The organism is Klebsiella sp. WOUb02 (assembly GCF_050058015.1).
Taxonomy (GTDB): domain Bacteria; phylum Pseudomonadota; class Gammaproteobacteria; order Enterobacterales; family Enterobacteriaceae; genus Klebsiella.
This window is the reverse complement of the sequence record NZ_CP170110.1, coordinates 909425-921639: the sequence shown is the minus strand read 5'-3', so window position 1 is coordinate 921639 and position 12215 is coordinate 909425. Positions and strand designations below refer to the sequence as shown.

Below are 12215 nucleotides of genomic sequence, written 5' to 3'. Positions count from 1 at the left end.
TACCTGCCGGTGGATTCGCCGGCAGGCGCTCACCCGATGAGCGGGGCGATTATTTCACGCAGCTCGCGCACTGCGAGGTCTGGATCTGCTGGAAGAAGTCGTTGCCTTTATCATCCACCAGAATAAACGCCGGGAAGTCTTCCACCTCGATTTTCCAGATCGCCTCCATTCCCAGCTCCGGATAAGCCACGCACTCCAGGCTCTTAATACTCTGCTGCGCCAGCACCGCCGCCGGGCCGCCGATGCTGCCGAGATAGAAGCCGCCGTGCTTATGGCAGGCGTCGGTCACCTGCTGGCTGCGGTTGCCCTTCGCCAGCATCACCATGCTCGCGCCGTGGGACTGCAGCAGATCGACGTAGGAGTCCATGCGTCCGGCGGTAGTCGGCCCCAGCGAACCTGACGCGTAACCCTCCGGAGTTTTCGCCGGGCCGGCGTAGTAGATTGGGTGATCTTTCACGTACTGCGGCAGCGCCTCGCCGTTATCCAGCAGCCTCCTTGAGCTTAGCGTGGGCGATATCGCGGGCGACGATAATCGTGCCGCTCAGCGACAGACGGGTCGACACCGGATAGCGCGCCAGCAGCGCCAGAATCTCGCTCATCGGCTGGTTGAGGTTGACCTTCACCGCCTCACCTTCGCCCGCCTGGCGCAGCGCCTGCGGAATATAGCGCCCCGGATTGCTCTCCAGCTTCTCCAGCCAGATCCCGTGACGGTTGATCTTCGCCTTGATGTTGCGGTCGGCGGAGCAGGAGACGCCCATCCCAACCGGGCAGGAGGCGCCGTGGCGCGGCAGGCGAATCACGCGGATGTCGTGGGCAAAGTACTTGCCGCCAAACTGCGCGCCGAGGCCGAGATTCTGCGCTTCCAGCAGCAGCTCCTGCTCCAGCTGAATATCGCGGAACGCCTGGCCATGCTCGTTACCGGCGGTGGGCAAACCATCGTAGTAGCGCGTGGAGGCCAGCTTAACGGTCTTCAGCGTCGCTTCCGCAGAGGTGCCGCCGATAACAAAAGCAATGTGGTACGGCGGGCAGGCGGCGGTGCCGAGGGTGCGCATCTTGTCGACGAGGTAGTTTTTCAGCTTCGCCGGGGTAATCAGCGCCTTGGTCTCCTGATAGAGATAGGTTTTGTTAGCCGAGCCGCCGCCCTTGGCGATACAGAGGAATTTATACTCCTCGCCGTCGGTGGCGTAGAGGTCAATCTGCGCCGGCAGGTTGGTGCCGGTGTTAACCTCTTTATACATATCCAGCGCGGCGTTTTGCGAATAGCGCAGGTTATCCTGAATATAGGTATTGTAAACGCCCTGCGACAGCGCGGCCTCATCGCCGCCGCCGGTCCATACCCGCTGGCCCTTCTTGCCCGTAATAATGGCGGTGCCGGTATCCTGGCAGGTGGGCAGAATACCTTTAGCGGCGATATCGGAGTTACGCAGGAACTGCAGGGCGACGTATTTGTCGTTTTCGCTGGCTTCCGGGTCGCTAAGAATATCGGCCACCTGCTGCTGATGCGCCGGGCGCAGCATAAAGGAGGCGTCGTGGAAGGCGTGCTGGGCCAGCAGGGTTAGCGCCTGGGGTTCAACTTTAAGGATTTCCTGGCCGGCGAATTCGCTAACGGAGACGTAATCACTGCTGAGGAGATAATACTCGGTGTCATCCTTTTTGAGGGGAAAAGGATCCTGATAAACAAACGGTTTATTCGACATTGTGCTCTCACTTACTGCTTGGCTGATTATATTTCAGGCAGACACTCCATTTGCCTGTAGAAAAGCGAGTCGATCGATTTTACACAATTTTTTAACAAAAACTGAGACAAGGTCGACTTTTTCTTTCAGCTGTTGATTCTCGGGCGTTTGCTGGTTTAATAGAGCGATTACTATCAAGTGGAAACAGGGATTGAGAATGCAGAAGCTCATTAACTCAGTACAGAACTATGCCTGGGGAAGTCACACCGCATTAACCGAACTTTATGGAATCGCTAACCCCAACAATCTGCCGATGGCGGAGCTGTGGATGGGCGCACACCCGAAAAGCAGCTCACAGATCCTCGATGCCGGCGGCAGCCCGCGCGCTTTGCGCGAGATTGTCGAGGGCGATAAAGCCAGACTGCTCGGCAGCAAAGTGGCCGACCGCTTCGGTGAGCTTCCGTTCCTGTTCAAAGTGCTGTGCGCCGACCAGCCGCTCTCTATTCAGGTGCATCCGAATAAGCAGGCCTCCGAAATCGGCTTTGCCAAAGAGAATGCCGCCGGGATCCCGCTGAATGCCGCAGATCGCAACTACAAGGATCCGAACCACAAGCCGGAGCTGGTCTTTGCCCTGACGCCGTTCCTCGCCATGAACGCCTTCCGCGAGTTTGCCGAAATCGCCGCGCTTCTGCAGCCGGTTGCCAGCGCCCACCCGGCCATCGGCGACTTCCTCAGCAACCCGGATGCCGAACGCCTGAGCCAGCTGTTCGCCAGCCTGCTGAATATGCAGGGTGATGAAAAAGCTCACGCCTTAAGCGTGCTGCAGTCCGCGCTCGACGCCGGGCAGGGCGAACCCTGGCAGACGATTCGCCTGATCGCCGAATTCTATCCGGACGATAGCGGCCTGTTCTCTCCCCTGCTACTCAACGTGGTGAAGCTGAACCCCGGCGACGCCATGTTCCTGTTTGCGGAAACGCCGCACGCCTACCTGCAGGGCGTGGCGCTGGAAGTGATGGCCAACTCGGATAACGTGCTGCGCGCCGGCCTGACGCCGAAATATATCGATATTCCGGAACTGGTCGCCAACGTTAAGTTCGTGGCCAAACCGGCGGCCGAACTGTTGACGCAGCCGCAGCAGCACGGCGCCGAGCTGGACTTCCCGATCCCGGTGGACGACTTTGCCTTCTCCCTGCACGCGCTGTCGGCGCAGGAGTCCACCCTCGCCCAGCAGAGCGCCGCGATTGTTTTCTGCGTCGAAGGCGAAGCGGTAATTCGCAAAGACGAGCAGCGCCTGACCCTCAAGCCCGGCGAGTCGGCGTTTATTGCCAGCGACGAATCGCCGGTTGCGGTGAGCGGCACCGGCCGCCTGGCGCGCGTCTTCAATAAGCTCCAGTAAGTTACTGAAATTTTTAGCCGCGCTTGCTAGACTTTCACCCATCATAACGGCACAACCAGGCGGCTTATGGCGCCTGGTTTTATTTATGGACAAATACTATGAAGAAATCGCTGGTCGCAGCAGGAATTATCGTGGCCCTCGGAGTGGTCTGGACCGCAGGCGCCTGGTATACGGGCAAGCAGCTGGAAAGCCGGCTCGCCGAAGTAGTGCAGCAGGCCAATGCTCAGCTACAAAGCAGCGCCCCGGAAGCCGGGCTTGAGCTGGGCTGGCAGGACTATCAGCGCGGCCTGTTCAGCAGCCACCTGCAGCTGGTGGTGAAGCCGGCCGCGGGCAAAGAGAGCAACTGGCTCGCGGCCGGGCAGGCACTGGTGTTTGACGAAGTCGTCAGCCACGGGCCGTTCCCGCTGGCGGCGCTGAAAAGCGGCCACTTTGCCCCGTCGATGGCCTCGGTTAAAACCGCGCTGGTTAATAATGAAGCCAGTAAGGCGCTGTTTGATATCGCTAAGGGCAGCACGCCGTTTACCATCGATACCCTGATCGCCTACAGCGGCGACAGCCGGTCGGCCATCGACCTGAAACCCCTGGATTACAGTAAAGGCGACGAAAAGGTCACCTTTAGCGGCGGCCAGTTCAAGCTCAATGCCGATCGCGACGGCAAGGCGATTGCGCTGACCGGTGAAGCGGGCAGCGGCCAGATCAACGCGGTCAACGAGTACAACCAGAAGGTGCAGCTAAACTTCAGCAATCTGCAGACCGACGGCGCCACCGAGATGACCAGCTTTAACGAGCATATCGGCAGGCAAAAGATCTCGCTGGAGAAGCTGTCGATTGGCGTCGAAGGCAAAGAGCTGGCCCTGCTGGAAGGGATGAACATCGACGGCAAATCGACGCTGACCGAAGACGGCAAGGGCATCAACAGCCAGCTTGATTACACCGTTAACAGCCTCAAGCTGCAAAACAAGGATCTGGGCAGCGGCAAGCTGACCGTGAAGCTAGATAATCTCGACGGCCAGGCGTGGCACCAGTTCAGCCAGCAGTACAATAGCGAAGCGCAGGCGCTGATGGCGAAGCCGGAGCTGGCGCAGAATCCGGAGCTTTACCAGCAGGCGCTGACCGAGACCTTCTTTAAGGCGCTGCCGGTGCTGCTGAAAGGCAACCCGTCGCTGACCATCGCCCCGCTGAGCTGGCGCAATGCGAAGGGCGAAAGCACCTTTAATCTGTCAATTTTGCTGAAAGACCCAACCGTGGTGACCGCGCCGGCGCAAACCCTGGCCGATGAGGTTGACCGCAGCGTGAAGTCTCTCGACGGCAAGCTGGTGGTTCCGGTAGAGATGGCGACCGAATTTATGACCCAGATTGCGGGCCTGGAAGGCTATCAGCCGGCTGACGCGGCGAAGCTGGCGGATCAGCAGGTCAAAGGCCTGGCGGCAATGGGGCAGATGTTCCGCATCACCGCCATGGAAAATAACGCCATCACCTCCAGCCTGCAGTACGCCGACGGCCAGGTCACCCTCAACGGGCAGAAAATGCCGCTGGATGAGTTCGCCGGGATGTTCGGCCTGTCGGTCCCCGCGGCGCCTGACTCCGCGCCGCAGAGCGCGGAGCCGGAAGATCTGGTCCCGCCGGTCGCTCCTCAGCAGTAGAACGCGAAATAGCCCTCCTCCGGAGGGCTATTTTCTGGTCACCAGCCGCGGCGGCATGATTTGGTTGCGCGCCGATTCCGCCCCCTTTTCAAGGCGGCGCAGCATACATCCGGCCAGGCTTTTGCCCATCTCTCTCGCCGGAGTGGTCACCCAGGTTAACGGCACGTCATCCAGCGCGGCCTCCGGCACTTCAGCAAACGCCGCCAGCGCCACCCGCTGCTCAAAGTAGCTTTCAACGCTGTCTTCGCCGCTCTGGCGACCCGCTCGCATCAGGCCAAACCACGCCCCGGTGGCAATCACGCTGTTGTAGCACAGCACCGCGGTGATGGTCGGATTTTGCCGCAGCAACGCAGCCATCGCTTCCGCCGCCAGCTTCTGGCTCGATTCGCACTCCAGCACCCATTCGCTGTGAAACGGCAGGCCATACTTCAGCAGCGTCGCGCAGTAGCCGCCTACCCGTTCCGCGCGGGTTAACGACGAGCTTTCCCCGCCCAGCCAGGCAATACGCTGATGGCCGCGGCGGATAAGATGCTCGGTAATCATCTGCGCGGCCTGCATATTATCCGGGCGAATTAAATCGATATCCTCGAGGTAGCTGGCCCGGGAGGCAAATACCAGCGGCATCCCGACCTCTGCCGCCCGGTCGCGCAGTTCGCCGCCCCGATCGATAGCGCCGGCGATAATCACTCCGTCGACCCCCTGCGAAACCAGAGTTTCAAAACGCTGGAGCATTTTTTCACCCCGCCGCCCTCCCTGAGTGAGGAAAACCATCTTGCCTGCGGACTCGAGGGCATCCGTCAGCCCGGCGGTGAGCTCCGCGTAGAAAGGCTTGGAAAGGTCGCTGACTATCAGGCCAATCACGTCGCTCTGCCCGCCGCGCAGCGAGGCCGCCTGGCGGTTGCGGACAAAGCCTAGATGCTCGATGGCCTGATTGACGCGTTCGCCGGTAGCCGACGAGATGCGGCCTTTGCCGCTCAGCACCAGCGACACCGTGCTGACCGAAACGCCCGCGGCCTGGGCAACATCGTTAATGGTGATCTTTCTTGCGATAGCCATGCCTGCAACCGACTCCCTGTGGCTGTCGATAAAACGTTTTATCAATAAGAGATATTTATAAACGTTATTATCGCTTGATTATGTGATTTTTATCGCACTAAAAAGTGGTAAAACGTTTTATCTTGCCGTGACGTTACATCCTACCAATAACCTAAGCAGCAGGATTCGTGTTATGACGGCGAAAACAACTCCAAAAATTACGTTGTGGGAATTTTTCCAGCAGTTAGGGAAAACCTTTATGTTACCCGTAGCCCTGCTCTCCTTCTGTGGGATCATGCTGGGGATCGGCAGTTCTCTGAGCAGCCATGATGTACTGACCCTCCAGCCGTGGCTCAATACTCCGCTGCTGCAGGCGGTGTTCGTATGGATGAGCAAGATCGGTTCTTTCGCCTTTAGTTTCCTGCCGGTGATGTTCTGTATCGCCATTCCGCTTGGTCTGGCGCGCGAAAACAAAGGCGTCGCCGCCTTTGCCGGCTTCGTCGGCTATGCGGTGATGAATCTCGCGGTCAACTTCTGGCTGACGGCGAAGGGCATTCTGCCAACCACCGATGCGGCGATCCTGAAAGCCAACAATATCCAGAACGTAATCGGCATTCAGTCGATCGATACCGGGATCCTCGGCGCGGTCATCGCCGGGATTATTATCTGGATGCTGCACGAGCGTTTTCATAACATCCGCCTGCCGGACGCGCTGGCCTTCTTCGGCGGCACCCGCTTTGTGCCCATCGCGACTACCGTGGTGATGGGGCTGGTCGGCCTCGCAATCCCGCTGGTCTGGCCAATTTTTGCGCTGGGTATCAACGCCCTGGGCAGCGTCATTAACAGCGCGGGCAACTTCGGCCCGATGATTTTCGGCACCGGCGAGCGCCTGCTGCTGCCCTTCGGCCTGCAGCATATTCTGGTGGCGCTGATCCGCTTTACCGAAGCAGGCGGGACCATGGACGTCTGCGGCCACAGCGTCAGCGGCGCGCTGACCATCTTCCAGGCGCAGTCGAGCTGCCCGGAAACCCACGGCTTCTCGGAAAGCGCCACCCGCTTCCTCTCCCAGGGCAAAATGCCGGCGTTCCTCGGCGGCCTGCCGGGCGCGGCGCTGGCTATGTATCACTGCGCCCGCCCGGAAAATCGCCATAAAATTAAGGGCCTGCTGATCTCCGGCGTGATCGCCTGCGTCATTGGCGGCACCACCGAGCCGCTGGAGTTCCTGTTCCTGTTCGTCGCCCCGGCGCTGTACCTCATCCACGCCCTGCTGACCGGCCTCGGTTTCACCATTATGGCGGTGCTCGGGGTAACTATCGGCAATACCGACGGCAACGTGATTGATTTCGTGGTCTTCGGCATCCTGCACGGGCTCTCGACCAAGTGGTACCTGGTTCCGGTGGTCGCCGCCGTCTGGTTCGCGGTTTACTACGGCATCTTCCGCTTCGCCATCACCCGCTTTAACCTCAAAACGCCGGGTCGCGATATCGAAAACAGCGCCGCGTTTGAGAAAGCCACGGCCGGCAGCGTTGGCAAGTCCGGCTACAACGTTCCGGCAATCCTTGCCGCGCTGGGCGGCGCAGAGAACATCACTTCGCTGGATAACTGCATTACCCGCCTGCGCCTGTCGGTAAGCGACATGAGCAAGGTCGACGCCGCCGCGCTGAAGGCCAACCGCGCCATTGGCGTCGTTCAGCTCAACCAGCATAATCTGCAGGTGGTCATTGGGCCGCAGGTGCAGTCGGTGAAGGATGAGATGAGCGTCCTGATGAATACCGTCCAGGCATAAACGCCGCGCCCCCTCCCGCCCGGAGGGGGTGTTAGATTAAGGAAGTTCAGATGTTTGATTTCTCAACGCCGGTCGATCGCCACGGTACCTGGTGTACGCAGTGGGACTACGTCGCTGACCGCTTCGGCACCGCCGACCTGCTGCCCTTCACCATCTCCGACATGGATTTCGCCACCGCGCCGTGCATTCTTGACGCCATCAGCCGGCGCATGGCCCACGGCGTACTGGGCTACAGCCGCTGGAAAAACGACGAGTTTCTCGGCGCCGTTAGCCACTGGTTTGCCAGCCGTTTTCAGAGCCCCATCGATCGCGATACCATCGTCTACGGACCATCGGTGATTTACATGGTGGCGGAAACCATTCGCCAGTGGTCCGATGCGGGCGACGGCGTGGTCGTCCATACCCCGGCCTACGATGCCTTCTACAAGACCATTGCCGGCAATCAGCGCCGGCTGGTCCCGGTCCCGCTCGTCGCTCGCGATGGCCAATGGCGCTGCGATATGGCCGAGCTGGAGCGGGCGCTGGCCGAACCGCGCAATAAGATCCTGCTGCTCTGCAGCCCGCATAATCCGACCGGTAAGGTGTGGAGCCGCGACGAGCTGGCTACGATGGCTCGCCTCTGCGAAAAGCACGGCGTCAAAGTTATCAGCGATGAGATTCATATGGATATGACGTGGGAAAACCACCGGCACACGCCGTGGTGCGACGTCGCCCGCGGCCCGTGGGCGCTGTTTACCTCCGCGTCGAAAAGCTTCAATATCCCGGCGCTGACCGGTGCCTATGGCCTGATTGACGACGCGGCCACCCGCGATGGCTACCTCAACGCGCTGAAATCACGGGATGGCCTCTCCTCACCCAGCGTACCGGCGCTGGTTGCCCATATTGCCGCCTATCGCGAAGGCGCCGGCTGGCTGGACGCCCTGCGGGCCTATCTGCAGGAGAACCTGCGCTATATTGCACGGGAGCTGAATCAGGCTTTCCCGCAGCTGAACTGGCAGCCGCCGGAAGCAAGCTATCTGGCGTGGATCGACCTGCGGGCGCTCAAGGTGGACGATAGCGCCCTGCAGCAGGCGTTAATCCACGAGCAAAAGATTGCCATCATGCCGGGTTCGACCTACGGCGAGGAAGGCGCGGGGTTTGTGCGCCTCAACGCCGGATGTCCGCGGGTGAAGCTTGAGAGAGGAGTTCAGGGGCTGATTGCCGCCCTGCATTCGCTGACCTAGGGCTGCGCGCGGGGCCGTTGCGTAACGCGCATTCACCCGCCCTCACTGGCCGGGCGGGTTGGGCTGGGACAAGCGGAAGTTAACGCGCATTTCCATATCCTTGTAGGGTTTATTCTTCTCGAACTCCCACTGCGCCATCGCCCGCACCACCTCCTCATCAAACAGATAGCGGGGCTGCGAGTCCACAATCCGCAGCTCCTCAACTTTGCCCTGCGCGTTGACATCATAGACAACCTGAACGTAGCCCGTCAGATGGTTGGCGTGGGCCACGATCGGGTAGACCGGATCGCTCCTTTTCAGCAGCTTCGGCTTTAATAATGATTGTTTTACGCCGTCGGACGCGCAGCCCGACAGCAGCAACAGCAGCAGGCCCGGAACCAGCATTGCGCTGAGTCTCGTCATTCTATAGCTCCTTATTGAGAATCCCTCGCAATAAGATAGTGCAAGCCGGCGCGGCGGTCTTCTACCGAAAATCATAGCTGACGCTTAAAGATCGTCCCGCCGGCGAAAGGCCAGATAACCGGCGCCGATGGTAAAGACGCCGACAATGAGCACCAGCAAAAGGAAGCCATGATGGTTGGTCGACAGCGGGATCCCGCCGACGTTCATGCCAAAGAAACCGGCCACGATATTAATCGGCAGCGCCAGGACGGTGATCACCGTCAGGGTGTACAGCGTACGGTTGCTTTGCTCCATTTGCCTGGCGGAAATCTCCTCCTGGAGCAGGCTAATGCGCTCAATCAGGCCGGATAAATCGTTCAGTACCACGGTGAATTCCTCGGTGAACTGGCGAAACTCCTGGACTACCGCGCGGTCAATCCATACCGGGGGGCGATTCAGCAGGCGGAACATCGCCGCCGGTTCCGGCGCCAGCAGGCGCTGAAAGCGCAGCAGCATGCGGCGCAGGCGCGCCAGATCGGCGCGGTTACGCTGAACGTGGTTGCTTAACAGACGTTCTTCGATCGCATCCACGTGGCGGCTGGCCTGCCTGACCACCTGTTCCAGCACCTCTTCCTGCTCCTCCAGCAAAAAGGCCAGCAGCTCGGTAGATGAGTTTACCTTTAGCGTTGCCAGCCGCGGCAGCATCCACTCAATAAAGCGAAGCGGTTTATAGCGCGCCGTCACCACCAGCTTCTGGCTGCAGTAGAGCCACAGGGTTGATGTTTCAGAGGTGGTCTCTTTGGGATTGAACAGCACGTCGTTGAGGACGGCAAACAGGCTGTCGCCCTGACGTTCGATGCGCGTGGTGTGGGAACCATCGCGGATCTCCTCAAAGAAGAAGTCGTCCACGGGAAAATGCGCCAGCAGCCACTTTTCGGCAGTGGCATGATTCAGGTTGAGATGCAGCCAGACGAAATCGTTTTCGCCGACCAGCTCATGATATTCGGCGCAGACCTCATTCGAGGATATTTGCCGCGGCGCGCTGCCTTCGCGGAACAAATAGCCATAAACCAACCCGGACACTTCCATATCAAAATCGGGCTTTAACATTTTTAACGTAACGTCTTGACTCATATATCCCTCAGGATCTCATTGAGCAGTATTCGGGCCCGAACGCGGTCATCTTTCGCTATTTTATTCACCTTGGCAAGGTTAATGATTTGGTCATAAAACGGTAACCTGAGTGACATATTTTCTTTGCCTGGCGGCCGCCAATTGTACGAAGGGAAAATAGGCCTTTTGATCCCGTCGAGCGTTTTATTATGCCAACAGGCGTATTATCCCCTCCTCTTAAACCCCGCCAGGGGTGATTTACCTTCTGAGTTCAGAGGCAGCTCTATGACATGGCAGCAGTTCAAACAAACCTACCTGGTTAAATTCTGGGCCCCCGCTCCGGCGGTTATTGCCGCAGGCATTCTTGCGACTTACTACTTTGGTATTACCGGCACCTTCTGGGCCGTTACCGGCGAATTTACCCGCTGGGGCGGGCAGCTGCTGCAGCTTGCCGGCGTACACAGCGAGCAGTGGGGCTACTATAAGCTCATTCATCTCGACGGGACGCCGTTAACCCGCATCGACGGAATGATGATTATTGGCATGTTTGGCGGCTGTTTCGCCGCCGCGCTGTGGGCCAATAACGTGAAGCTGCGCATGCCGCGTAGCCGAATCCGCATTATCCAGGCCGTCGCCGGCGGTATTATTGCCGGCTTTGGCGCCCGCCTGGCGATGGGCTGTAATCTGGCGGCCTTTTTTACCGGGATCCCTCAGTTCTCGCTGCACGCCTGGTTTTTCGCCATCGCCACCGCCGTTGGCACCTGGTTTGGCGCGCGCTTTACCCTGCTGCCGATTTTTCGTATTCCGGTGAAGATGCAGAAAGTCTCCGCGGCCTCGCCGCTAACCCAAAAGCCTCAGCAGGCGCGGCGCCGCTTTCGTCTCGGCATGCTGGTCTTTTTCGCCATGATTGCCTGGGGCCTGCTGACCGCCGTCGACCGGCCGAAGCTGGGTCTGGCCATGCTGTTTGGCGTCGGCTTTGGCCTGCTTATCGAACGGGCGCAGATCTGCTTTACTTCGGCGTTTCGCGATATGTGGATAACCGGCCGAACCTATATGGCCAAGGCCATTATTTTCGGCATGGCCGCCAGCGCAATCGGCATCTTTAGCTACGTGCAGCTCGGAATGGAGCCGAAAATCATGTGGGCCGGGCCGAATGCGGTTATCGGCGGTCTGCTGTTCGGTTTTGGCATTGTTCTCGCCGGAGGCTGCGAAACCGGCTGGATGTATCGCGCCGTTGAAGGCCAGGTTCACTACTGGTGGGTTGGTCTGGGCAACGTTATCGGTTCCACCATTCTGGCCTACTTCTGGGACGACCTGTCGCCGGCGCTAGCCACCAGCTGGGATAAGGTCAATCTGCTGACCACCTTCGGGCCTTTCGGCGGCCTGCTGGTCACCTATCTCCTGCTGTTTGTCGCCCTGATGCTGGTCATAGCCTGGGAAAAACGCTTTTTCCGTCAAAAATCCGCTGCCCTTGCCGGCGCTAAGGAAACCGCATGAAAACTATCGTCCCGGATTACCGCCTCGATATGGTCGGCGAGCCCTGCCCTTATCCTGCCGTCGCGACGCTTGAAGCGATGCCGTCGTTAAAGAAAGGGGAAATTCTCGAAGTGGTCAGCGATTGCCCGCAGTCGATCAATAATATTCCGCACGATGCGAAAAACTACGGCTATACCGTCCTCGATATTCAGCAGGACGGCCCCACTATTCGCTATCTGATTCAGAAATAGATCGACAATAAGGCCGGCAGGCGCCCCGCCGCCGGCCGGCAGGTCGGCCATAAAATGAGCAGCGCCGAACACTAAGCGGCTATTTTTTGGCTACGATATGATTTCGATCGTTATTTCCCGCATTATTTCCGCCCCGCAGGCAATTCGCACTCCGGGCGGACGTAAATAAGACGCCACGCGCCCGGCAACCTCGCCGTACAGCGGCCTGCAGGCGTTTCCCGGCTATTTACCTGAA

Annotated in this window: 9 protein-coding genes and 1 pseudogene; 6 read left to right on the top strand and 4 right to left on the bottom strand. The window is 59.2% G+C overall.

Annotated features, from left to right (window positions below; all coding sequences use genetic code 11):
- Positions 1-49 precede the first annotated feature (49 nt).
- A pseudogene (gene fumA / locus ABOC21_RS11240) lies at positions 50-1697 on the bottom strand (class I fumarate hydratase FumA).
- Between the two features lie 196 nt (positions 1698-1893).
- Here fumA and manA point away from each other — a divergent pair.
- Together manA and ABOC21_RS11230 are read left to right on the top strand one after the other, a co-directional pair.
- The gene (manA, locus tag ABOC21_RS11235) at positions 1894-3072 is read left to right on the top strand and encodes a mannose-6-phosphate isomerase (RefSeq protein WP_426814590.1); all 1179 of its coding nucleotides are present in this window, start codon (positions 1894-1896) and stop codon (positions 3070-3072) included.
- 98 nt (positions 3073-3170) lie between these two features.
- Positions 3171-4715, top strand: a complete 1545-nt coding sequence (locus tag ABOC21_RS11230; protein WP_426814589.1) for a YdgA family protein — start codon at positions 3171-3173, stop codon at positions 4713-4715.
- Positions 4716-4742: 27 nt separating this feature from the next.
- Here ABOC21_RS11230 and ABOC21_RS11225 read toward each other — a convergent pair whose 3' ends face one another.
- Positions 4743-5771 carry a Mal regulon transcriptional regulator MalI gene (locus ABOC21_RS11225; protein ID WP_426814588.1) on the bottom strand — a complete coding sequence of 343 codons (1029 nt, stop codon included), beginning with the start codon at positions 5769-5771 and terminating at the stop codon, positions 4743-4745.
- A 172-nt stretch (positions 5772-5943) separates the two neighbouring features.
- On the opposite strand from ABOC21_RS11225, the gene malX reads away from it, so the two are divergent.
- Together malX and ABOC21_RS11215 are read left to right on the top strand one after the other, a co-directional pair.
- Positions 5944-7536, top strand: coding sequence for a maltose/glucose-specific PTS transporter subunit IIBC (malX, locus tag ABOC21_RS11220; protein WP_426814587.1), 1593 nt, complete (start codon positions 5944-5946; stop codon positions 7534-7536).
- A gap of 50 nt (positions 7537-7586) precedes the next feature.
- A complete protein-coding gene (locus tag ABOC21_RS11215; protein ID WP_426814586.1) occupies positions 7587-8759 on the top strand; it encodes a MalY/PatB family protein in 1173 nt (390 codons plus the stop codon).
- 42 nt (positions 8760-8801) lie between these two features.
- Here the strand turns inward: ABOC21_RS11215 and ABOC21_RS11210 are convergent, their stop codons facing one another.
- Together ABOC21_RS11210 and ABOC21_RS11205 are read right to left on the bottom strand one after the other, a co-directional pair.
- Entirely contained in the window at positions 8802-9161 is a 360-nt protein-coding gene (locus tag ABOC21_RS11210) for a TonB family protein (RefSeq protein WP_426814585.1), read from the bottom strand.
- 84 nt (positions 9162-9245) lie between these two features.
- Entirely contained in the window at positions 9246-10274 is a 1029-nt protein-coding gene (locus ABOC21_RS11205) for a CorA family divalent cation transporter (protein WP_426814584.1), read from the bottom strand.
- Positions 10275-10538: 264 nt separating this feature from the next.
- Between ABOC21_RS11205 and yedE the strand changes: the two genes are divergently transcribed.
- Positions 10539-11750, top strand: a complete 1212-nt coding sequence (yedE, locus tag ABOC21_RS11200) for a selenium metabolism membrane protein YedE/FdhT (RefSeq protein WP_426814583.1) — start codon at positions 10539-10541, stop codon at positions 11748-11750.
- On the top strand, positions 11747-11980 hold the full coding sequence (gene yedF, locus ABOC21_RS11195; RefSeq protein WP_041145813.1) for a sulfurtransferase-like selenium metabolism protein YedF: 234 nt from the start codon (positions 11747-11749) through the stop codon (positions 11978-11980). Before yedE ends, yedF begins: the two co-directional genes overlap by 4 nt.
- The last annotated feature ends 235 nt before the right edge of the window (positions 11981-12215 follow it).

What these genes read in the sequence shown, in the direction of transcription:
- manA (WP_426814590.1), top strand. Translation starts at nt 1,894, where the DNA reads ATGCAGAAGCTCATTAACTCAGTACAGAACTATGCCTGGGGAAGTCAC.
- ABOC21_RS11230 (WP_426814589.1), top strand. Translation starts at nt 3,171, where the DNA reads ATGAAGAAATCGCTGGTCGCAGCAGGAATTATCGTGGCCCTCGGAGTG.
- ABOC21_RS11225 (WP_426814588.1), bottom strand. Translation starts at nt 5,771, where the DNA reads ATGGCTATCGCAAGAAAGATCACCATTAACGATGTTGCCCAGGCCGCG.
- malX (WP_426814587.1), top strand. Translation starts at nt 5,944, where the DNA reads ATGACGGCGAAAACAACTCCAAAAATTACGTTGTGGGAATTTTTCCAG.
- ABOC21_RS11215 (WP_426814586.1), top strand. Translation starts at nt 7,587, where the DNA reads ATGTTTGATTTCTCAACGCCGGTCGATCGCCACGGTACCTGGTGTACG.
- ABOC21_RS11210 (WP_426814585.1), bottom strand. Translation starts at nt 9,161, where the DNA reads ATGACGAGACTCAGCGCAATGCTGGTTCCGGGCCTGCTGCTGTTGCTG.
- ABOC21_RS11205 (WP_426814584.1), bottom strand. Translation starts at nt 10,274, where the DNA reads ATGAGTCAAGACGTTACGTTAAAAATGTTAAAGCCCGATTTTGATATG.
- yedE (WP_426814583.1), top strand. Translation starts at nt 10,539, where the DNA reads ATGACATGGCAGCAGTTCAAACAAACCTACCTGGTTAAATTCTGGGCC.
- yedF (WP_041145813.1), top strand. Translation starts at nt 11,747, where the DNA reads ATGAAAACTATCGTCCCGGATTACCGCCTCGATATGGTCGGCGAGCCC.